Annotated in this window: 24 protein-coding genes; 5 read left to right on the top strand and 19 right to left on the bottom strand. The window is 60.2% G+C overall.

The genetic code is table 11. The features are described from left to right. Positions 1 to 4 precede the first annotated feature (4 nt). Positions 5 to 1,105: an efflux RND transporter periplasmic adaptor subunit gene (locus AB4O35_RS12150; protein ID WP_065880084.1), complete on the bottom strand. Its 1,101-nt coding sequence runs from the start codon at positions 1,103 to 1,105 to the stop codon at positions 5 to 7. Positions 1,106 to 1,198: 93 nt separating this feature from the next. Between AB4O35_RS12150 and AB4O35_RS12145 the strand changes: the two genes are divergently transcribed. Continuing rightward, positions 1,199 to 1,834, top strand: a complete 636-nt coding sequence (locus tag AB4O35_RS12145; protein ID WP_065872463.1) for a TetR/AcrR family transcriptional regulator — start codon at positions 1,199 to 1,201, stop codon at positions 1,832 to 1,834. A gap of 43 nt (positions 1,835 to 1,877) precedes the next feature. On the opposite strand, the gene AB4O35_RS12140 is transcribed toward AB4O35_RS12145, so the two are convergent. Further along, a complete protein-coding gene (locus AB4O35_RS12140) occupies positions 1,878 to 2,660 on the bottom strand; it encodes a class I SAM-dependent methyltransferase (protein ID WP_065945374.1) in 783 nt (260 codons plus the stop codon). A gap of 96 nt (positions 2,661 to 2,756) precedes the next feature. Between AB4O35_RS12140 and AB4O35_RS12135 the strand changes: the two genes are divergently transcribed. Then, a complete protein-coding gene (locus AB4O35_RS12135; protein ID WP_065872465.1) occupies positions 2,757 to 3,377 on the top strand; it encodes an energy transducer TonB in 621 nt (206 codons plus the stop codon). A gap of 3 nt (positions 3,378 to 3,380) precedes the next feature. On the opposite strand, the gene AB4O35_RS12130 is transcribed toward AB4O35_RS12135, so the two are convergent. From AB4O35_RS12130 to ppc, 7 genes are all read right to left on the bottom strand, one after another. Next, positions 3,381 to 4,079 carry an extensin-like domain-containing protein gene (locus AB4O35_RS12130; protein WP_065945373.1) on the bottom strand — a complete coding sequence of 233 codons (699 nt, stop codon included), beginning with the start codon at positions 4,077 to 4,079 and terminating at the stop codon, positions 3,381 to 3,383. A gap of 3 nt (positions 4,080 to 4,082) precedes the next feature. Further along, a complete protein-coding gene (locus AB4O35_RS12125) occupies positions 4,083 to 4,910 on the bottom strand; it encodes an isocitrate lyase/PEP mutase family protein (RefSeq protein WP_065872467.1) in 828 nt (275 codons plus the stop codon). A gap of 27 nt (positions 4,911 to 4,937) precedes the next feature. Then, positions 4,938 to 5,798 (bottom strand): DUF72 domain-containing protein, encoded by an 861-nt coding sequence (locus tag AB4O35_RS12120; RefSeq protein WP_460149604.1) that lies wholly within the window; start codon positions 5,796 to 5,798, stop codon positions 4,938 to 4,940. Next, entirely contained in the window at positions 5,798 to 6,100 is a 303-nt protein-coding gene (locus AB4O35_RS12115) for a hypothetical protein (RefSeq protein WP_049709694.1), read from the bottom strand. The genes AB4O35_RS12120 and AB4O35_RS12115 overlap by 1 nt, the downstream gene beginning before the upstream one ends. Before the next feature lie 160 nt (positions 6,101 to 6,260). Beyond that, complete coding sequence (gene tsaB / locus AB4O35_RS12110) at positions 6,261 to 6,947, bottom strand: tRNA (adenosine(37)-N6)-threonylcarbamoyltransferase complex dimerization subunit type 1 TsaB (protein WP_065880088.1); 687 nt, start codon at positions 6,945 to 6,947, stop codon at positions 6,261 to 6,263. Positions 6,948 to 7,037: 90 nt separating this feature from the next. After that, positions 7,038 to 7,685: an adenylate kinase gene (gene adk, locus AB4O35_RS12105; RefSeq protein WP_049709696.1), complete on the bottom strand. Its 648-nt coding sequence runs from the start codon at positions 7,683 to 7,685 to the stop codon at positions 7,038 to 7,040. 293 nt (positions 7,686 to 7,978) lie between these two features. Then, positions 7,979 to 10,606 carry a phosphoenolpyruvate carboxylase gene (ppc, locus tag AB4O35_RS12100; protein ID WP_065945372.1) on the bottom strand — a complete coding sequence of 876 codons (2,628 nt, stop codon included), beginning with the start codon at positions 10,604 to 10,606 and terminating at the stop codon, positions 7,979 to 7,981. A 184-nt stretch (positions 10,607 to 10,790) separates the two neighbouring features. Here ppc and AB4O35_RS12095 point away from each other — a divergent pair, with 184 nt between their 5' ends. From AB4O35_RS12095 to AB4O35_RS12085, 3 genes are all read left to right on the top strand, one after another. Then, on the top strand, positions 10,791 to 11,135 hold the full coding sequence (locus AB4O35_RS12095) for a pilin assembly protein (RefSeq protein WP_065872471.1): 345 nt from the start codon (positions 10,791 to 10,793) through the stop codon (positions 11,133 to 11,135). Between the two features lie 297 nt (positions 11,136 to 11,432). After that, entirely contained in the window at positions 11,433 to 11,843 is a 411-nt protein-coding gene (locus tag AB4O35_RS12090; protein WP_175402981.1) for a DUF4398 domain-containing protein, read from the top strand. 55 nt (positions 11,844 to 11,898) lie between these two features. Then, entirely contained in the window at positions 11,899 to 12,684 is a 786-nt protein-coding gene (locus tag AB4O35_RS12085; protein WP_065872473.1) for an OmpA family protein, read from the top strand. On the opposite strand, the gene AB4O35_RS12080 is transcribed toward AB4O35_RS12085, so the two are convergent. From AB4O35_RS12080 to AB4O35_RS12035, 10 genes are all read right to left on the bottom strand, one after another. Further along, positions 12,677 to 12,907 carry a hypothetical protein gene (locus AB4O35_RS12080; RefSeq protein WP_460149602.1) on the bottom strand — a complete coding sequence of 77 codons (231 nt, stop codon included), beginning with the start codon at positions 12,905 to 12,907 and terminating at the stop codon, positions 12,677 to 12,679. The two genes, AB4O35_RS12085 and AB4O35_RS12080, sit on opposite strands and share 8 nt — an antisense overlap. 202 nt (positions 12,908 to 13,109) lie before the next feature. Beyond that, on the bottom strand, positions 13,110 to 13,406 hold the full coding sequence (locus tag AB4O35_RS12075) for a hypothetical protein (RefSeq protein ID WP_175402980.1): 297 nt from the start codon (positions 13,404 to 13,406) through the stop codon (positions 13,110 to 13,112). Between the two features lie 205 nt (positions 13,407 to 13,611). Further along, positions 13,612 to 13,938 carry a hypothetical protein gene (locus AB4O35_RS12070; protein ID WP_064451038.1) on the bottom strand — a complete coding sequence of 109 codons (327 nt, stop codon included), beginning with the start codon at positions 13,936 to 13,938 and terminating at the stop codon, positions 13,612 to 13,614. Beyond that, the gene (locus tag AB4O35_RS12065; protein WP_065872476.1) at positions 13,935 to 14,840 is read right to left on the bottom strand and encodes an alpha/beta hydrolase; all 906 of its coding nucleotides are present in this window, start codon (positions 14,838 to 14,840) and stop codon (positions 13,935 to 13,937) included. Before AB4O35_RS12065 ends, AB4O35_RS12070 begins: the two co-directional genes overlap by 4 nt. A gap of 101 nt (positions 14,841 to 14,941) precedes the next feature. After that, positions 14,942 to 16,219 carry a flavohemoglobin expression-modulating QEGLA motif protein gene (locus tag AB4O35_RS12060; protein WP_065872477.1) on the bottom strand — a complete coding sequence of 426 codons (1,278 nt, stop codon included), beginning with the start codon at positions 16,217 to 16,219 and terminating at the stop codon, positions 14,942 to 14,944. A gap of 21 nt (positions 16,220 to 16,240) precedes the next feature. Continuing rightward, a complete protein-coding gene (locus AB4O35_RS12055; protein ID WP_065872478.1) occupies positions 16,241 to 16,789 on the bottom strand; it encodes a hypothetical protein in 549 nt (182 codons plus the stop codon). A 15-nt stretch (positions 16,790 to 16,804) separates the two neighbouring features. Next, positions 16,805 to 17,521, bottom strand: coding sequence for a TetR/AcrR family transcriptional regulator (locus AB4O35_RS12050; RefSeq protein WP_083207060.1), 717 nt, complete (start codon positions 17,519 to 17,521; stop codon positions 16,805 to 16,807). 105 nt (positions 17,522 to 17,626) lie between these two features. Next, complete coding sequence (gene lysS, locus AB4O35_RS12045) at positions 17,627 to 19,129, bottom strand: lysine--tRNA ligase (protein ID WP_065872480.1); 1,503 nt, start codon at positions 19,127 to 19,129, stop codon at positions 17,627 to 17,629. 78 nt (positions 19,130 to 19,207) lie between these two features. Beyond that, positions 19,208 to 20,303 (bottom strand): peptide chain release factor 2 gene (gene prfB / locus AB4O35_RS12040; protein WP_139113184.1). Its coding sequence is split into 2 segments (ribosomal slippage): positions 19,208 to 20,230 and positions 20,232 to 20,303, totalling 1,095 coding nucleotides; the frame shifts between segments, so codons are not numbered across the junction. Between the two features lie 236 nt (positions 20,304 to 20,539). Then, positions 20,540 to 21,541, bottom strand: a complete 1,002-nt coding sequence (locus tag AB4O35_RS12035; protein WP_065872481.1) for a response regulator — start codon at positions 21,539 to 21,541, stop codon at positions 20,540 to 20,542. Positions 21,542 to 21,584 lie beyond the last annotated feature (43 nt).

The following is a 21,584-nucleotide window of genomic DNA, read 5'->3' as shown; positions in this document are numbered from 1 at the left end:
GGGACTACTCCTTGGCCGCCAGATTCACCACACGGTTGGCACGATCCACCGGGCGCACTTGCTGGCCCTCGTGGAGCACATGGACTCCCGCGGCGATTACCCAATCGGTCGGGGTCAGGCCTTCCAGTACCGGGACGGTTTTTTCACCAAAGGCGCCGATGCGTACCGGCGTGCGCTTGAGCGTATTGTCGGGCTGCACACGCCAGACGTAGGACTCACCGTTCTCCGCACTGAGGGCCGACAGCGGCACCGACAACGGAATAACACCATCGGCCTGTATGAAAACCCGGGCGCTTTGGCCAAGCTCGGCCGGCACCTTGCCGCCAGTGAACGCCACGCGGGCCGCGAACGTACGCGACTTCGGATCGGCCGCCGGTGACAGCTCACGAATACGCCCGGTGAAGCGTTGATCGGGCTGGCTCCACAGCTCCACCGAGACCGGCTGGCCAAGCTTGAAACGGCCAAAACCCTGCTCCGGCAAGCTGATCAGCACTTCGCGCTCGCCATCGGTGGCGAGGGTGAACACGGTCTGGCCGGCGGACACCACTTGCCCAACTTCCACTGCGCGCTTGGCGACCACACCGTCCTGTGGCGCACGCAGCACGGCATAGCCGGCCTGGTTGCTGGCCACGTCGAACTCAGCCTTGATCTGCTTGAGGCGGGCAACACCGGAACGATAGAGGTTTTCGGAATTGTCGTACTGGGAACGGCTGACCATCTGACGGTCCATCAGGGTCTTGTAGCGGTCGCGCTCGGCACGTACCAGGCTCAGGTTGGCCTCGGCGGCGGCAACCTGGGCACGGGTGGCTTCCAGTTGCAGGCGCACGTCCTGTGGGTCGAGCTCTGCCAGCGGTTGGTTGGCCTTGACTCGCTCGCCCTCCTCCACCAGACGCTTGCTGATCTTGCCGCCGATGCGGAATGCCAGGTCTGGCTCATAGCGCGCGCGCACTTCGCCGGGGTAACTGTCCATCGACTGCGACGAAGGCAGTGGCTGCACCACCATGGCCGGGCGGATGGTGGTCTGGACCGCTTCTTCATGGCCGCAGGCAGCCAACAAGAACACCAGACTGACAGGCAACGCAAAGGGCAGGAAAGTGCTGCGCATGCTGTAGGACCTTTCGCAAATGAAGCTAAGAATAATTATACTGGCCGGTATGTTATTAATACCAAACTCGCCAGTCCAGTATTAAAGGTGAAAATGTCCGACAATCCTGTAAACACCAATAGCCCCGGGCGCCCCAAGGACATGGCAAAACGCCAGGCTATTCTCGAAGCAGCGAAATTCCTGTTTTTGAGTAATGGTTACGCCAGCACCAGCATGGATGCCGTGGCCCTCGAGGCCGGCGTTTCAAAACTGACCGTCTACAGCCACTTCAATGACAAAGAGACCCTGTTCACCGCCGCCGTGGTGGCCAAGTGCGAGGAACAGCTGCCGGTGATGTACTTCGAGCTGCCCGAAGGCGTGCCTGTGGAGACTGTGTTGTTGAACATCGCGCGGGGGTTCCATCGCCTGATCAACAGCGAAGAGTCGATAAACCTGCATCGCCTGATGATGACCACCGGCAGCCAGGACGTGAAACTCTCGCAGATCTTCTTCGAGGCCGGCCCCATGCGCATGCTGCAAGGCATGGAGCGCCTGCTCGGCAAGATCGACCAGGGCGGCGCCCTGAGCATCGATAAACCCTTCACGGCAGCCGAGCACTTTTTTTGCCTGCTCAAGGGCACGGCGAATTTTTGCCTGCTGTATGGCTGCGGCGGGCAACTGAGCGAAGAAGCCGCCGAAGCGCATGTGCAGGAAGTGGTGGGGTTGTTTATGCGGGCTTATCGACCCTGAAGCCTTGTGCTGCCGCGATGAGGCCCTAAGACTCAATGAAGAGTCAGGCCTTTAGCGCTTTCTTGGGGTAAATATCATACCGGCTGGACTTACCATCCAGCGCATGGCTCGGCTTCGGCCCTTCAATGCACGGCGCCTTGCGCGGACGCTTGACCACCACGCGGTGGCTGGCCAGGGCCAGGGCAGCGGCCAGTAGCGCCGGTGCGTCCGGATCATCGCCCACCAGCGGGCGGAACAGGCGCATTTCCTTCTTCACCAATGCCGTCTTCTCACGGTGCGGGAACATCGGGTCGAGGTAGATCACCTGGGGTGGCTCGCCTTCCCAGTTGCGCATCACGTCAATGGAGTTGCCCTTGAGCAACTTCATACGCGCCACGATCGGCGCCACCTCAAAATCATCCGCGCCGCGCGCCAGGCCATCTTCGAGCAGGGCGCCGATCAGCGGCTGGCGCTCGATCAGGCTCATTTCGCAGCCCAGGCTGGCAAGCACGAAGGCGTCCTTACCCAGGCCCGCCGTGGCGTCCAGCACCCGTGGGCGTATGCCTTGGGCGACCCCCACGGCCTTGGCAATCATCTGCCCGCTGCCACCGCCGTACAGCCGTCGATGCGCCGCGCCGCCCTCGACAAAGTCCACCCGCACCGGCCCAGGCGCGTCAGGCCCAAGTTGTTGTAGCTGTAGGCCATGCTCCCCGAACTGCAGGGCAAAGTCCGCATCCGCCAGGTGTAACGGCAAACCCAGCAGTGAAGCCCACTGCTCGGCACGGTCCTTGAAACCTTCGCCCAAGGCCTCGACCCTGATGCGGCTGGCCGCTGGTTGTTCGCTCATCAATCGCTACGCTCAAAAATATTAAGGATCGGCCAAAACCGGCCGATAAAAACAACAGTCAGGTATTTTGCCAGAGCTGAGCGTCGACCGAGAAAAATGTCAGACATTCTTCCCCTAACCATCGGTGTACTGCCGACCCATAACCACTACGGCCTGCGCAATACTCAAGCGCTGGCCGGGGTGAGTCATGTGTGGCAGGACTTCTTCGCCCGGGCATTGGCCGAGCAGCTCGGCGATACGCCTGGCGCGCTGGCGGTCCAGGCGCCTGCACCTGCGGACCCAGCGGTAGAACCCAACGCCGGCGCCGACCTGTTGTCGCAGATCCTCACCCAGCGTGAGTGTGACGTGAAAGACACCGAGATCGCCCCTCCTGAGCCGCTGTTCCTGCCGATCGCCGAGTTCGAAACCGAACTGCTGCCACCCGCCGCCGAGCCGTTCCCGGACGAAGAAATCGTCGCCCAGCAACGCCAGCAGAATTTCGAAAGTGGCTGGGTACGCCCGATAGTGCTGACCGCCGGCCAGCCGCTGCCGGAGCCAGGCCCTGCGCCGGAACCACGCCCACTGCACCTGCCCATTGCCGAATTCGAGCTGGACCTGCTGCCACCGGCCGCCACGCCGTACCCTACCGAAGAACTGGTCGCGCAACAAAAGGCCCTGGACTTCGATTACTACTGGGCACGCCCGCTGATCGCCAACAACCTGCGTCTGGCCGCTTAAACCCTAGCGACACACCCACCAACGCCCCATGTCCAGATGGAAATGGTTGCGGTGCGCGGCGTTGTAGTCCGGGCTCAGTACCACATTGAAATCATCGCAGGCACTGTCGCGCACCTGACGCAGGAACCGTGCATCAGCGCCCTCCCCCGGCCAATCCTTGAGCACACTGATGCTACGTCCATCCGCCAGGCGAAAGCCGGCAATGTCCAGCGCATTGGCGGAGGCATGCTGGCTGAGACGCCCTTCAGCGCGGTTATACATGTTGCGGCAGGCGAAGCTGCCCAGGTGATCGACCCGCGTCACCGCCTGGCCAAACACCGCCTGGGCCGCCGGCTGCAAGCTGTGCCGCTCAAACAAGGCGAACGCGACCGCGAGTGGGCAACTGGCGAGAAAGCTACTGCTGAGCCCAACCGCAGCGCCCTGCACACGCAAGGTATTGCGCAAAGGGCAGGCGGCATCGGCGGGGGAATCGGCCTGACGGCTGACGCGCAGGCCGGAGGTTTGCAGCACTTTGTCGCACAGCGCCGGATCATCCTGCAGACGTCCCAATTTATAACGCGTCAAAAAGTTGGGGCTGGCGCGCACATCCAACGGCGCCCAGGGGTTCCACTCAGCCGGCAACGGCACCCAGCCACGCCAGACACCGACGGCAAACACCCCGCCCAGAACCAGCAGTACGCCGATAACTTTGAAGAAACGCACCGCTTAGTCCTTAAAGAACTGGTTGGCCTGACTGAACGGCATTTTGCGGTCGGTGAAGGTGAACGTGCCCAGCTCATAGACTTCCTGGGCCGCGCGGTAGAACTCACCATAGGCGGCCAACGCCAGCGCCGAGCCGACGCTGATACGCCGCACGCCCATCTCGCTCAACTGCGCCACGCTGAGGTTCAAGCCGCCGGACATCAACACATTCACCGGCTTGGGCGCGACCGCCTTGACCACCGCCAGCACTTCCTCGGCAGTGCGCAGGGCTGGGGCATACAGCACGTCGGCACCGGCTTCGGCGTAGGCTTGCAGGCGGCGGATGGTGTCAGGCAAATCCAGACGACCATGCAGGAGGTTTTCCGCGCGGGCAGTCAGGGTGAAGGGGAATGGCAGGCTGCGCGCGGCGGCAACGGCAGCTTCCACGCGCTCGACGGAAAGGTCGAAGGGATAGATCGGGTCGGCGGCAATACCGGTGGCATCCTCGATGGAACCGCCAACGATACCCGTGGCCGCGGCACGCAGGATCGTCTGGGCGCAACCTTCGGGGGTGTCACTGAAGCCGTTTTCCAGATCGGCCGCCACCGGCAACGCTGTGGCTTTGACGATCATACTGGCGTTGATCAACGTGTCATCCAGGGACAGCGCCCCTTCCGCATCCGGGCGCCCCAGGCTGAACGCATACCCCGCACTGGTGGTGGCCAGCGCCTCAAACCCCAGGCTGGCGAGCATCACAGCGGAACCTGCATCCCACGGGTTGGGCATCACAAACGCACGGTCGCGCTCATGCAAGGCCTTGAAGGTTTCGGCGCGAAGGGTTTGGGCATCCATGTCTGGCTCCAGGCGGAAAAAGGTGCCCTAGAGTAACCCCAGTTGCTCCGCTACGGGAGCTCGATCCAGGGTTGCCAGCGCTGGCAGGCCAGGCAGGCGCACCCTCAACTGGTCGTGAAACCGCAGCGCCAATTGCGCGGCGAGGCGGTTGTCCGAGGTGTGCAGGAACACGTAGGGCGTGCGGCCTTCTTCAATCCAACCGGCAACTTTCTCCACCCAGGGGACCAGGAACGGGTCATTGGCTTCCAATTCGGGATGGCCGATAAAACGCACTTGGGGAAACTGCGTCAGCGCCGCCGGACGCGGTGGCACCTTGGGCTTCTTGGATTGCGCGTGCAGCACGGCCGCCGAGGTGGACGTGCAACTGAACAAAGCGCGCGGGTCAAGGCAGACCCGCTCGACCCCGCGATCACGCAACAAACGGTTGAGCCGGCGCTCGGCATCTCCATTGGCGAAAAACTCAAGGTGCCGCACCTCGACAGCCATCGGACGCTCGAGCCCATCAATAAAACCTGCCAACTCACCCAGACGCTGCGGCGTGAACGTCGCGGGCAGCTGCAACCACAATGGCGATACCCGCTCACCCAGCGGGCTCATCAAGCCAACAAAGCTTTCTGCCGCCGGCAGTTGTTCGATCAGGTTGCCGCTATGGCTGATATCACCGGGAAATTTGGCCGTGAAGCGGAAATCGTCAGGCATGATTTCGGCCCAGCGTTGCACCGTCGCAGCTGAAGGGCGGGCATAAAAGGTGGTATTGCCTTCAACCGCGTTGAAGACCTGGGAATAGAGCGCAAGGTAGTCGCTGGAACGGGCATCGGCGGGGTACAGGTACTCGCGCCAAGCGTTTTCGCTCCAGGACGGGCAACCGAGGTAGTAAGGCAGACGCATCAGATGTGGATGTCGAGGCCCAGCACTTCCATATCCCATTCGACAAAACCGGCAGTGGTCAGGTAGCTGGCCAGGGCGGTGGCGACGCTTTTGCTCATGGAGCGCGGGAAGACCATGTCTTGCTGACGGGCTGGAAGACCGCTGATACGAGCGCCTGCGGAACCCTGGGCATTTTGCTGTGCTTCGGACTGGACTTCGATAAAGTCCGGCGAATCTTCGACGGACTCGTCTACCGTAACGTTTGCCTTGCGTGGCTTACGCTTGATGGGGTAGGACGGTGAGGAAAATCCATCTATACGCATGTATGCGAACTCGGTATCGGTGATGGCATTTTAGTGGCGCAATCCATAACGCGCAAATGCTCTGGTGATAACTAGAACACATAATTTGAAAAAGGTTTAAAAGCGGGGGCAAATTCTGACGATTGGTGAATTTAGCCCCAAAGTGCCAGCATTTTTGACGTCAAATAATCCCGCGTTCAGCTTTAGTCTGCGCAACCTTATCGCGCAGATAAACCGGAGCAGCCTGGTCCGCCGGAATCGCTTCACCCCGCTCGAACGCGAAGCGCGCGAGGGTCAATAAGTCTTCGGCATGAGGCAACATCGCAGCGTCCTGGCCGGCCAACGACACGGCAATGCGTTCGCCATACCCCCAGCCGGTGCCGGCGCCGAACCAATCACCGCTGGCATCCAACGGCAACGCAGACGACTCCGGCGGCTGCACTGCTTCCACGCCCACCAGGCGCATCTCGCCCGCCGTTGCGCGATAGCAACCCCAATACACTTCATCCATCCGCGCATCGATAGCGGCCGCCACCTGCTGCGCGCCGTGTTCGCGCAAGGCACGCTGCGCCAGTACCGCCAGGTTGGACACCGGCAACACCGGGCGCTCCAACGCGAACGCCAGCCCCTGCACCACGCCGATGGCGATGCGCACACCGGTAAACGCGCCCGGGCCACGGCCGAAGGCGATGGCATCGACCGCAGCCAACGTAGTACCTGCGTCTTCAAGCAGTTGCTTGATCATTGGCAGCAGCTTCTGCGCATGCAGGCGCGGGATCACCTCGTAGTGGCTCGTTACCTTGCCATCGTGCAGCAAGGCAACGGAGCAAGCTTCAGTCGCGGTGTCCAGGGCCAGCAGGGTGCTCATCGTTGTGGGTGTCCAAGTCGAAAAAAAGTGCGCCAGTATAAACAACAACGGCCCGCAAGCGGGCCGTTATCCGTGAAGCCAGTCGAGGGATCAGCTCAGTGCTTGCAGCACTTTGGCAGTGATCGCTTCAACCGAGCCGACGCCAGGAATGTGGCTGTACTTCGGCTTGCCGTTAGCGGCGGACAGCTTCTGGTAAAAATCCACCAGCGGTTTGGTCTGGGAATGGTAGACCGACAGGCGATGACGCACGGTTTCTTCGGTGTCGTCTTTACGCTGCACCAGGTCTTCGCCAGTCACATCGTCCTTGCCTTCAACCTTTGGCGGGTTGTAGACGGTGTGGTACACGCGGCCAGAAGCTTCGTGAACGCGACGGCCAGCAATGCGCTGGACGATTTCTTCGTCTTCAACCGCGATTTCGACGACGGCATCCAGCTCGACGCCGGCCTTCACCAGGGCTTCGGCCTGGGGAATGGTGCGCGGGAAGCCGTCGAACAGGAAACCGTTCTTGCAGTCTTCCTGGCTGATGCGTTCCTTGACCAGGTTGATGATCAGGTCATCAGAAACCAGGCCACCGCTGTCCATCACGCTCTTGGCGATCAGGCCCAGCTCGGTGCCGGCCTTGACGGCCGCACGCAGCATGTCGCCGGTGGAGATTTGTGGAATGCCGAATTTTTCAGTGATGAACTTTGCCTGAGTACCTTTACCGGCCCCCGGAGCTCCCAGCAGAATGACGCGCATTGATGTGCTCCTCAATTTTTTATAGAGATGACGCTCGGATTCGCCGCGTGGGGCCAATCTCGTAAAATAGGGTTTGTAACTGTATGAGCCCAGCCGTCCAAAACGGCCAAAGGCTGATCAAGATACACAGCAGGCCCTAACCACACAAGCCGCCGAAAGTCGCAGGAACCGTGCCCGGCTTACGTCATAGGTAGGGTGTGCCTGAGTGCAACCCGGCCGCATAAACGCCAGCCGCCCTTTTCAGGACGGCCGACGTGCTTTATCTGCAAGCCATTGAGAACACGCAAAAAACCTTAGCCGGTGTTACGCAAACCAGCGGCAATACCGGCCACAGACACCAGCAGCGCCTGTTCCAGAGGGCTGTCCTGCGCCGCTTCCTGCTGGCGCGAGCGTGCCAGCAGCTCGGCTTGCAGCAAGTGCAAGGGGTCGAGGTAGGTGTTGCGCAGGCGGATGAACTCAAGGGTGTCAGGGCTATGGGCCAGCAGTTGCGACTGACCGGTCAGGCCAAGCACCACGCTGCACGCCTGCGACAATAGGTCGCGCAGGTGCGCACCCAATGGCAGCAGGTCTGGCTGCACCAGCCGCTCGTCATACAGACGGGCGATATCGGCATCGGCCTTGGCCAGCACCATTTCCAGCATGTCGATGCGGGTACGGAAGAACGGCCATTGCTCACGCATCTGCCCCAGCAGTTCGCCTTCGCCGCGCTCCAGCGCCTTGCTCAGTGCCGCTTCCCAACCAAGCCAGGCCGGCAGCATCAGGCGGGTCTGGGTCCAACCGAAGATCCATGGGATCGCACGCAGGCTTTCAATCCCGCCCGCACGGCGCTTGGCCGGGCGACTGCCCAATGGCAAACGGCCCAGTTCCTGTTCCGGCGTGGACTGGCGGAAGTACTCAACGAACTGCGGATTTTCCCGCACAACGGCGCGGTAAGCGCTGACACCGTCTGCCGCCAATTCATCCATCAAATGGCGCCAGGCCGGTTCAGGCGGCGGCGGTGGCAACAGCGTGGCTTCGAGTACCGCCGCCAGGTAAAGATTGAGGTTCTGTTCGGCGATATCCGGCAGGCCGAATTTAAAGCGAATCATCTCGCCCTGCTCAGTGGTACGGAACCGCCCCGCCACCGAACCCGGTGGCTGCGACAGGATCGCCGCGTGCGCCGGGCCGCCGCCACGGCCGACCGTGCCGCCACGACCGTGGAACAACAGCAATTCCACTTGTTGTTCGCGGCATATATCCACCAGCCGTTCCTGCGCCCGGTACTGCGCCCAGGCAGCGGCGGTGGTGCCGGCGTCCTTGGCTGAGTCCGAGTAGCCAATCATCACTTCTTGCGGGCCCTGCAAACGCGCGCGATAGCCCGGCAGCAGCAACAGTTGCTCGATCACAGGACCGGCGTTATCCAAGTCGGTCAGGGTTTCGAACAGCGGCACCACGCGCATCGGCCGTTGCACGCCTGACTCTTTAAGCAGCAGTTGCACTGCCAGCACGTCGGACGCCGCGCCCGCCATGGAAATGACATACGAACCCAAGGAGGCGGCCGGGGCGGCGGCGACTTCCTTGCAAGTGTTAAGCACCTCGGCGGTATCGGCTGACGGTTTGAAATAACTCGGCAATAGCGGTCGACGGTTGGCCAGCTCCTTCATCAGGAAGCTGATGCGCGCGTCTTCGTCCCAGTCTTCGTAACGTCCCAGCCCCAGATAATCGGTGATCTCGGTCATCGCCGCCGAATGGCGACTGGAGTCCTGGCGCACGTCCAAGCGTACAAGGAATAAGCCAAAGGTCACGGCCCGACGCAGGCAGTCGAGCAGCGGGCCATCGGCGATCACGCCCATGCCGCACTCATGCAGCGACTGGTAGCACAATTCCAGCGGCTCCAGCAGGTCACGGTTGCTCTGCAACACCTCGGCCGGCGCCGGGGTGCTGCTGCTCAACGCCGCGTGTGCCCATTGGCGCGTGGCGCGCAGGCGTTCGCGCAGTTGCTTGAGCAACGCGCGATAAGGCTCGACGCTGTCACCGACCTTGGCCTGCAACGCCGGGCTGGCCTGTTGCATCGACAGCTCCGAGGCCAGGTGATCGATATCACGCAGGTACAAGTCGGCCGCCATCCAGCGCGCCAACAACAACACTTCGCGGGTGACCGGCGCAGTGACATTCGGGTTGCCGTCACGGTCGCCGCCCATCCAGGACGCAAAGCGGATCGGCGCCGCTTCCAGGGGCAGGCGCAGGCCGGTGGCGGCGTGCAACGCCTGGTCAGCCTTGCGCAGGTAATTAGGGATGGCGTGCCACAGCGAATGCTCGATCACCGCAAAGCCCCACTTGGCCTCGTCCACCGGGGTGGGCCGGGTACGGCGGATTTCTTCGGTGTGCCAGGCTTCAGCGATCAGCCGTTGCAGGCGCTGGCGGATCTGCTCGCGCTCGGCGGTCGTGAGGTCGCGGTGATCCTGCAGGGCCAGTTGGGCAGCAATGGCATCGTATTTCTGGATCAGGGTACGGCGCGCCACTTCCGTAGGGTGAGCGGTGAGGACCAGTTCAATCTCCAGGCGCCCCAACTGGCGGGCCAGGGATTCGTTGCTATGGCCTTCGCTTTGCAGGCGGGCGAGCAACTCCGGCAATACGCGGGATTCAAACGGCGCGGGTTGCGACTCATCGCGTCGGTGAATCAGTTGGTATTGCTCGGCGATGTTGGCGAGGTTGAGGAATTGATTGAACGCACGGGCCACCGGCAACAGTTCGTTTTCCTGCAGCTGATTCACGCGGGTACTCAGTTCATCGCCAGCGCCGCGGCGATCAGCCTTTGCGCCTTTGCGGATCTGCTCGATCTTGTCGAGGAAATCATCGCCGTACTGCTCTCGAATGGTGTTGCCCAACAGCTCACCCAGCAGGTGAACATCCTCACGCAAGCGTGCATCGATATCACTCATCAGCCAATCTCCAGCCAGAAATCCGGGACGCGCAGGTCTGCCAGAGTGCCGCCAGCGTCCATTTATGACAAGACTTTAAACCTTGTGAGTTGCAGCTAGTCTCAAGGTTGAGTCGTCGCGTTTACCTACGCAGGCGACTGGTTGCTCATCACCGCCTGCCAACGCAGGCTTTATTGAGGTTGCCATGAAAATCCGAGAATTGGCCCAGCATTGGGAAGAGAACGCCAAGGGTCGCCTGACCAAAACCGAGTACGCGATTCATCTGGATGTAGAGGCGGCCGCGAGGCTGGCGGCCATCGCCGAAATGTACCCCAAGCGTCAGACCGAAGAATTACTGGGCGAGTTGATCGGCGCGGCCCTGGAAGAGCTTGAAGAGAGCTTTCCGTACGTCAAGGGCGAGCATGTGATTGCCACCGACGAAGAGGGCGACCCCCTTTACGAAGATGTCGGTCCAACCCCTCGCTTCCTGTCACTTTCGCGGCGGTTTCTGCACGACCAGTCTGCCAGCGACGAAGACCCGCAACGCTGACCCCCTCTTCAAAACTTCCTTTTCACCCAAGTATTCCGGGCTTTTATCGAGCCCGGCATACCGTTCGTGCAGCAGAAAGTTCCAACTTTTTGCCCTGACCAATCAGTCAAAAAAAATTTTTAGGCAATTCGCCATCTTTGCTGAACTATTCAAAAAAGCCTCGGGTCACACCGAGTAAGCCATCACTTGGAACAGCCGTTTGAATAGGCGTCCGCAGCTTTAAAGCTAGTCCGCCGCCGCTGACCACCTGAGATGGATTTTGATGTTATTAGGAGTTATCTAATGGAGTTGAAGACGATGAAGACCAGCACTGCCAAATCCTCGTTTAACCCTCTGCGCGGGCTCAAGTTGGCCGCGCTGGCAATCGGCACCAGCTTCGTTTTGGCTGGCTGCGCCGGCAACCCTCCGACCGAGCAATATGCGGTCACCCAGTCTGCGGTGAACAGCGCTGTCAGCGCCGGCGGCACCGAGTACGCGGCTGTAGAAATGAAGTCGGCCCAGGACAAGCTCAAGCAAGCTGAGATTGCCATGCACGACAAAAATTACGACGAAGCCCGTCGCTTGGCCGAACAAGCCGAGTGGGACGCTCGCGTTGCAGAGCGCAAATCCCAGGCTGCCAAGGCTGAACAGGCTGTGAAGGATTCCCAGAAGGCTGTTGATGAGTTGCGTAAGGAAGGCATGCGCCCGGCTGCTATCCAGCAGAAGTAAGACGCTTCCTGTGACCGAATCGCACCCGATAAAGAATTGAAAGGACGACACGACTATGCGTAAACAATTGATGATCCCTGCCCTGCTGGCGATGAGCGTTGCACTGGCGGCTTGCTCCACCCCGCCGAACGCGAACCTGGAAAATGCACGGACCAACTTCTCGTCCCTGCAAACCAACCCGCAAGCGACCAAGCTCGCGGCGCTGGAAACCAAGGACGCCAGCGAATGGCTGGACAAGGCTGACAAGGCTTACCGCGACAACGAAGACCAGAAGAAAGTCGACCAACTGGCCTACCTGACCAACCAGCGTGTTGAAGTGGCCAAAGACACCATCGTGCTGCGCGAATCCGAAGCCAAGCTGAAAAACGCCGGCGACGAACGCGCTCGCGCTTTGCTGGATGCTCGTGATGCGCAGATCAAGCAGCTGCAAGACAGCCTGAACGCCAAGCAGACCGATCGCGGCACCCTGGTGACCTTCGGTGACGTGCTGTTCGCCACCAACAAGTCTGACCTGAAATCCAGCGGCCTGGTTAACATCACCAAGCTGGCTCAGTTCCTGCGCGACAACCCGGACCGTAAGGTGATCGTCGAAGGCTACACCGACAGCACCGGTTCCGACTCGTACAACCAGAGCCTGTCGGAGCGCCGTGCAGCCTCCGTGCAACGCGCACTGGCTCAGCAAGGCGTGGACATCTCGCGCATCGTGACCCAAGGCTATGGCAAGGAATACCCGGTTGCCGACAACACCAGCGTGTCGGGCCGTGCAATGAACCGCCGCGTTGAAGTGACCATCTCCAACGACAACCAACCGGTCAAGCCACGGTCTTCCGTTGCTAACTGATTGATTGGCGCCGCATAAAAAAACCCACCTCACGGTGGGTTTTTTTCGGCTCGTCAAACTGAATGGTGCGATTCGTATCCTCGGCTGGCAGTTCAATCTTTGCGCTGGCCGGTTCATCCATCCGTTGATCGCGCTTGTACCTGCGAGCAGCTTCCTGTTCCAGCGCCACATGCTGTCTTGCCATGGCCAACATGTTTTCCAATACAGGAATATGTATTTTCATCCTCGACCCAATCTGAGTAGGTTGCACCTTTTTATGTGAGAGCTTGAGCCGAAACGGTTCCAGACATTTCCTCTGCGAATGTCCCATGCCGCTACGTGACTTGCGTGTGCCACGCGTCACACCGCCTGCTCCGTTGCGGATTGTCGGTCTAACTCAACATGAAAAACCGCCCAATAGAGGCGGTTTTTTGAGGGAGCGCGAATTACCCGCCGACCTTGCCTGAGCCCTGTGTCTCCGGCATTTGGATTTGGCCCTGACTGCCAGCCTGACCCTCTTGTGCGCCTTGATCGCCTTGCGCGCCCTGTGCACCCTGAGCCTTCTGTGCCAGCAGCTTCTCCAGCAGTTTCATCAGTTCGTCGAGGCCAGCTCCGCCCTCGCTACCTTGACCGCCTTTAGCACCTTGTGCCTGCATTTCTTTGATTTTATTTTGAACGTCTCGGATCTGCTGATCGAGGCCTTGGTTTGATTGGGCGCCCCCAACATTGGCACCAGCGCCCATGCTCCCTACGCCCGACACTCCGTTTATACCCGCCATATATGCTCACTCCAGACTAATGAAAAAAATGGGCCGATCAGCATCGCCAATCAGCCCATAATCTGTGGTGAGCGCGCCAGGCTGGTTCCGGCCGGCTGAACGCCTGACAGGCGTTAAATCATTAAACGGTACGCAAAACGGAGCTTTCCCACAGCGCTGAAAACAGCGTTCACTCCTGCAATTGCGGGGTTTCTTGCCCCATGCATCGCACGGCCTGCTTCTTGTTGTTCACCAGCACACCGCTGAGGCCTTTCTGCTCGGTGTCGAACATCACCAGCACGCCATCCACGCATTGCGCCACTTGCGCGGCCGGGGTCAGGGAGATCTTGTAGTCCTCGCCGGGCACGGTCTTGAGCAGGGTGAAATCGCTGAGCAGCAATGCATCTTCGGGTTTGGCAAAGTGCAGGTAACCGTAGAACCACAGGCAACCGACGGTACCGATGATAGTGCCAATACCGGTGAGGATCAGCGGGATCATATTGCGTTCTTCGCTCATTGCGGGCTCTCTGATGAATCAACTTTTCGAGTGGGATAGTTCGGAATTTCGCCCAGGCGACGTAGGCCGTTGAAGTGTTGCGGGTCGTCCAGATAGCGCAGCATCACGGTTTGCCAGGTCTTGTCGGCAAAGGTTTGCACATGGCCGCCCCGGGTCAACTGCAGCACCCTTGGCGGCGGCGCGGCCTGGTACAGGCGGATGCCATTGGCCACTGGCACAATGGGGTCATCCAGACTGTGGAACAACAGTTTCGGCACACCCGTCAGCTGAGGCATGGCGCGGATCGCACTGTCGGCGTCCGGTACCAGCCAGGACAGGGGCACTTGAAACGGCCATGTTAACCAGGAAGTACTGAGGGCGAATTGTCCTACGTCACGATAACTGGCGGGCACGCCGTCCAGCACCAGCGCCTTGAGCCGGGATTGACGTTCCGGATGGGCTGCCAGGTAGTGCACCGCCAGCGCGCCACCCAGGCTTTGGCCCAGAACGATCAGCGGCTGGCCCTGGGTTTCGGGCGCCTTGTCGATCCAGCTGAACGCCGCATCAACATCCTGATAGACCGCGGGTAATGATGGCTTGCCTTCCGACAGCCCATAACCGCGATAGTCCAGCAGCAGTACTTGGTAACCCTGCTCAGGCAACCACCAACTGCCGCCCAGGTGCCAGGCGAGGTTGCCGCCGTTGCCGTGCAAGTGCAGCACCGTGCCCTTGAGCGGCACGCCGGGCTTGGCCGGTAGCCACCAGGCGTGAAGCTTCACGCCATCGGCGGTGGTCAAGGTGACGTCGCGGTATTGCAGGCGGGCTTTTTCCGGCGTGAACGGCAGGCCGGGCTCGGGGTAGAACAGCAGGGAGCTGCAGCCGTTCAAAGTGAGTAGCAGGCACAAAATGCCGAGGATTCTCATCCGTTGAAGCCTCGCTGGAAGGTTGTACTCATTTCTCAAAAACAAATGAGATCAAATGTGGGAGCTGGTTCGCCTGCTCCCACCTGTTTGATCCGGTTTCCTCAAAGAATATTCGAATAATCTGCCTCGATCCGATCCAGGCTCAAGTGGTTGAGGAAGTTGGAGAAGCACATCCACGCCGCCAGCGCGTTCATATCGCGGAACTGCTCCGGCAAGTACTTGGGCGGCACCACCAGGCCTTCGTCGACCAGCTGACGCAGGGTGCGCATGTCTTCCAGGGTGGTCTTGCCGCAGAACAGCAGCGGCACTTGCTCCAGCTTGCCTTTACGCACGGCGAGCTGAATGTAGTTGTAGACCATGATAAAGCCCTTGAGGTAGGACAGATCCTTGGTAAACGGCAGACCGTTCGGCACCGAGCCACGGAATACGCGACTGGCGTTGCCATAGCTTTCGCCCATCTCAAAGCCTTGCTCGCGGAAGAACTCAAACACCTGCAGGAAGTCGGCGCCCTCCTCCACCATGTGGATGGCACGGGTGCGGTTGGTCAGTTTGCGCAGGCGGCTCGGGTAGGAGGCAAAGGTGATGATTTCCATCAGGATCGCCAGGCCTTCCTGGGTCACGGTGGAGGACGGCGGGCCCTTGGACAGGAATGTGCAGATCGGTTGGTTCTGCCCGTTTAGCGTGGTGCCAACATGCACCAGGCCTTCATGCACTTCCAAGGCGCGCACGTCGCGGTCATTGAACATCGCGTCGGCGCGGATCTTGATGTAGTCGGCGCCCGCCGCGGCGTCGGCGACAATACCGTCGGACTCGAACACGCGGATAGTCTCTTCGGCCTCGCCAAATACCTTGTTCAGGCGTGTTTGCAGCAGCGCCACGGCGTCCTTGGCGGTGAGGGTCTTGGCTTCATCCTTCAAATCGCCACGGCCGTCGATGTTGTTCAGATAGTCAGAAAGCATCAGGCCCAGGTCCGCCAGGGTCGGGTCGCCAGCGTGGAACGCATCGGAGGCGGCGCCGTACAGTTCCTGGGATATCAGGCCGAAATCCTCGGTACCGCGCGCTTCGAGCATGCGCACCACCATGCGATATTCCCGGCACATGCGGCGCATGATCTGCCCCACGGGGCTGAACTGGCCGAGGCGACGGGTAATGTCGCGCTCGATGTTCTGGAACTCCAGCTTTACCGCGCTGGAATCAAACGACAGCGGTCGGTTCCGGTAGTAGTCGCGGTCCACCGCGGGCATTTCCTTGCCCTTGGCCTTGAGGAATCCCTGGCGAATGTTGTCGTCCCACTTCACGGCGTCGAGGACGCGAATCGGTGTCTGCGCCAGCACAATGCGATCAGACAAGGTGCGTATCGTCTGCTGGTAATCGTCCACCCGGTGCTTCCTCTTTAAACGTTATTTGCCCGTGCGCTGGTAGCGCACGGCTTCCACGAATACATCGGCGTTGGCCGGGTCATCCAGGTAGGCAAACACTTGGTCCATGGGGCTGTCGACCAATACCCCATCGCCTTCGACGGTTTCCACGGTGTCGCCGTGCAGCACCTGTTGCCCGATGGCCTGGTGAATCTGTTCCAGATCGAGGTTATAGACCACCAATTCGTGCTTATCGTCGAACTCGAATCCTGCCAGGAAGTAATGCCCTCCGAACTTGGCCGGCAACGGTGCCGACAGATACCAGCGGCTGCCATGACGCGAAACCGTAAACAGGTATTCATCGCGCTGGGCCGGTGTGGCTTTAGGGTAGCTCACCGCCTTATAGCGATGCTCACCAGCACCGCTGATTTGCAGATTGAGCGGTTCGCCCCAGGCATTCCTGCTGGTCCAATGGCCCAGCAATTCATCCGGCGCCGCCTCATGAGCCGGCAGCGGGTCCTTGAACGTCACCAAGCAACCGCTGAGCAACAGGAACGACAAGGCGATTACCGCCACACGCCAGGTTTTCATTGGACTCCCCCGGTGTCAGACCGAGGCCAACACCAAATGCATATAACGCTTGAGAATTTCAAGCATCTCTTCACCGGTCAGAGGCTCTGCGCCGCCCAGCAGGCCCTGATATTCCATCCGACTGATTATCGCCGTCAACACTTTGGCATCCTGTTGCGGCTCGCGGGAGCCCAGTACCTGGAAAAACTGCCCTGTGCCCTGCAACAGAATCTGCTGATGGGAACGCACCAGCTCAGCCAACCGCGGGTTCAGCAGCGCTTCCTGGCGAAAGGCCTGCTCGGCCATCAGGTGCTCACGGCGGTTGGTCAGTTGGCGCAACACGTAGTCAGCGGTCAAACGCGCAATATCATCGGCCAGTTGCGAGCGTGACTGCGGGCTGCCGTCGCCATAGGCGACCATTTCACGCAGCAGACCCTCGTTACGCACCCACAGCTTGCCCATGAACGCGGCACTGCGTTCGACGTATTGGGCGAAGGTATCGGTGAGCAAGTCATCGATATCCTTGAAATAGTAGGTGGTGGCCGACAACGGCACCCCCGCCTCTGCCGCGACTGCCCGATGGCGCACGGCCCGTACGCCATCACGCACCACGATGCGCATCGCCGCATCGAGAATGTCTTGCCTGCGTTGCTCACTGCCCCGTCGACTGGCCTTACGGCCCTGGTACTGGACGCTTTCAGCCACGGCAGCAGCAATGCCGGCGGCGCCTTCTTGAGCCATTACGCGGTTCACGACACACATCCTTGAATAGAACAAAACCTGGCGCTGTTTGCTTGACGCTTATAAACGCCGCATAAAAAAGCCGCCTTATAAAGGCGGCTCTGGATTTCGCTACGGTTACGCTTGTGGCCGCATGTGCGGGAACAAGATCACATCGCGGATCGACGGCGAGTTAGTCAACAGCATCACCAGGCGGTCGATGCCGATCCCTTCACCGGCGGTTGGCGGCATGCCGTATTCCAGGGCGCGCACGAAGTCGGCATCGTAGTGCATGGCTTCGTCGTCGCCGGCGTCCTTGTCAGCCACCTGGGCCATGAAGCGCTCGGCCTGGTCTTCCGCGTCGTTCAACTCGGAGTAGGCGTTGGCGATTTCGCGGCCGCCGATGAACAATTCGAAACGGTCGGTGACGTTCGGGTTGTCATCGTTGCGACGGGCCAGCGGCGACACTTCGAACGGGTACTGGGTAATGAAGTGCGGCTGTTCGAGCTTGTGCTCCACCAACTCTTCGAAAATCATCACCTGCAATTTGCCCAGGCCTTCGAAGCCCAACACTTTGGCGCCGGCTTTCTTGGCAATGGCGCGGGCCTTGTCGATGTCGGTCAGGTCGTCAGCGGTCAACTCGGGGTTGTACTTGAGGATCGAATCGAACACCGACAGGCGCACGAACGGTTCGCCAAAGTGGAACACCTTGTCGCCGTACGGCACGTCAGTGCTGCCCAGGACCAACTGTGCCAGTTCGCGGAACAGTTCTTCAGTCAGGTCCATGTTGTCTTCGTAATCGGCGTAGGCCTGGTAGAACTCCAACATGGTGAATTCTGGGTTGTGACGCGTCGAAACGCCTTCGTTACGGAAGTTGCGGTTGATCTCGAACACTTTCTCAAACCCGCCAACCACAAGGCGCTTGAGGTACAACTCAGGCGCGATACGCAGGAACATTTCCAGGTCCAGTGCGTTGTGGTGGGTTTCAAACGGCTTGGCTGCTGCACCACCGGGGATGGTTTGCAGCATCGGGGTTTCCACTTCCAGGAAGTCACGCTGCATCAAGAAGCTGCGGATGTGCGCGATGACTTGCGAACGCACGCGGAAGGTGTGGCGCACGTCTTCGTTGACGATCAGGTCAACATAGCGCTGGCGGTAGCGCTGCTCGGTGTCGGTGAGGCCGTGGTGCTTGTCCGGCAGCGGGCGCAGGGATTTGGTCAGCAGGCGTACGCTGGTCATTTCAACGTACAGGTCGCCCTTGCCGGAACGGGCCAGGGTGCCTTCGGCGGCGATGATGTCGCCCATGTCCCAGGTTTTCACCGAGGCCAGGGTGTCTTCAGGCAGGGTCTTGCGGTTGACGTAGACCTGGATACGCCCGGTCATGTCCTGGATCACCATGAACGAGCCACGGTTGAGCATGATGCGACCTGCCACCTTGACCGGGATCGCCGCTTCTGCCAGCTCTTCCTTGGTCTTGTCCGCGTATTGCTTCTGCAAGGCATCGCAGTAGTTTTCGCGGCGGAAGTCGTTCGGGAAGGCATTGCCCTTGGCGCGCTCGGCAGCCAGCTTTTCCTTGCGCAGGGCGATCAGGGAGTTTTCTTCCTGTTGCAGGGCTTGCGGGTCGAGTTGTTGGTCGCTCATGTCTTTAAATATTCCATCAGGTTCGTTGCCCCCGGCCTGCGGCCGGGGATCGCCGGCATGCCGGCTCCTAAAACGGGGTTACAGGCCTGACTTCAGGCTGGCTTCCAGGTATTCGTCGATATCGCCGTCGAGCACCTTGTCGCAGTCGCTGCGTTCGATGTTAGTGCGCAAATCCTTGATCCGCGACGCATCAAGCACATAAGAACGGATCTGGTGACCCCAGCCGATATCCGACTTGGTGTCTTCCAGCGCCTGGGAAGCGGCGTTGCGCTTCTGCATTTCCTGCTCGTACAACTTGGCCCGCAGCATTTTCATGGCGGTGTCCTTGTTCGCGTGCTGGGAGCGTTCGTTCTGGCAGCTCACCACGGTGTTGGTCGGTACGTGGGTAATACGTACGGCCGAGTCGGTGGTGTTTACGTGCTGGCCACCGGCACCGGAGGAGCGGTAGGTATCGATGCGGAGGTCGGCCGGGTTGATCTCGATTTCGACCTTGTCGTCGATCTCTGGCGAGACGAACACAGCAGAGAACGAGGTGTGCCGACGGTTGCCGGAGTCAAACGGGCTCTTGCGCACCAGGCGATGCACGCCGATCTCGGTCCGCAGCCAACCAAAGGCGTATTCGCCCTTGATGTGTACGGTCGCGCCCTTGATACCGGCGACTTCACCGGCGGACAGCTCCATGATGGTCGCTTCGAAACCGCGCTTGTCAGCCCAGCGCAGGTACATGCGCAGCAGGATGTTGGCCCAGTCCTGGGCCTCGGTGCCGCCGGAACCGGCCTGGATGTCCAGGTAGGCGTTGTTCGGGTCCATTTCGTGGCTGAACATGCGACGGAATTCAAGCTTGGCGAGGTTGTCCTCGAGACGGGCCAGCTCGGCGACGACATCGCCCACTGCGCCTTCGTCGTTTTCTTCGACGGCCATGTCCAGCAGGTCACGGCAATCGGCCAGACCGGTGTTCAACTCGTCGAGGGTATCGACGATCTGCGCCAGCGCAGCGCGCTCGCGGCCCAGTTCCTGGGCGTATTCAGGTTTGTTCCAGACAGCAGGATCTTCAAGCTCGCGATTGACTTCGGTCAGACGCTCATGCTTTTGATCGTAGTCAAAGATACCCCCGAATAGTTTCGGAGCGCTCGGACAGGTCCTTGATGGTGTTAAGGATCGGGTTGATTTCCATGGCGGGCAGCACTCGTTGGCGAACTTTTGAAAGCCGGCGAGTATAACGGCAAACGTCCGGAAACGGCAGTCCGCTTGGCCGAAAAGGCGGGGTTTGTAGGCTATCGACAGAACAATGGAGATCAAATGTGGGAGCTGGCTTGCCTGCGATTGCGGTCCGTCAGTTACCACATCTGTATCTGATACACCGCTATCGCAGGCAAGCCAGCTCCCACAGGGGTTTTACGGTGCTTCGAGTTATTCGATACACACCTGATTGCGCCCATTGTGCTTGGCCGTATACAACCCCTTGTCCGCCGCCATGATCAACTGTCGGCAATCCGTGCCCTGCACCGGTGTCATGGTCGACAGGCCGATACTGATGGTCAGGCTCGCCCCCTCAGCCGGCGCTATGTGCGGGATTTTCAGCGCGGCAACGGCCATGCGTAGCTTTTCAGCCACCAGGCGTGCGCCGCCCGGCGACGTATTCGGCAGTACCAAGGCGAACTCTTCACCGCCGTAGCGCGCTGGCAGGTCCGAGGGGCGACTGCTGGCTTCGCGGATGGTGGTGGCGACTTTGCGCAGGGCTTCGTCGCCTTCGACGTGGCCGAAGCTGTCGTTGTAGGTTTTGAAAAAATCCACGTCGATCATCAGCAGCGACAGCTGGGTCTGGTCGCGCATGGCACGACGCCATTCCAGTTCCAGGTATTCGTCGAAGTGGCGGCGGTTGGACAGCCCGGTGAGGCCGTCGGAGTTCATCAAGCGTTGCAGCACCAAATTGGTGTCTAGCAGTTGCTGCTGGCTGACTCGCAGCGCTCGATAAGCCGCGTCCCGTTGCAACAAGGTCATGTAGGAGCGCGAGTGATAGCGGATGCGCGCCACCAGTTCGATATTGTCCGGCAGCTTGACCAGGTAGTCGTTGGCGCCGGCCGAAAATGCCGCGCTCTTGATCAGCGGGTCTTCCTTGGTGGAAAGCACGATGATCGGAATATTTTGCGTGGCCGGGTGGTTGCGGTATTCGCGCACCAGCGTCAGGCCGTCGAGGCCAGGCATCACCAAGTCTTGCAGGATCACGGTCGGTTTGATGCGGATCGCCTGGGCAATCGCCTGGTGCGGGTCGGCGCAGAAGTGGAAGTCGATGTTTTCTTCATGGGCCAGGCCACGTCGCACGGCTTCTCCGATCATGGCCTGGTCGTCGACCAGCAACACCATGGCAGCATTTTCATCGGTCTTGATGTCGTCGATCTGTAAATCATTCATGTGCAATCACCTGAATTACTTTCCTGCTGGCCAGCACCCTGGA

Source organism: Pseudomonas sp. H1_A03 (assembly GCF_054685145.1).
Note: the sequence above shows the minus strand (reverse complement) of the source record. Positions and strands in the feature narration are given on the sequence as shown.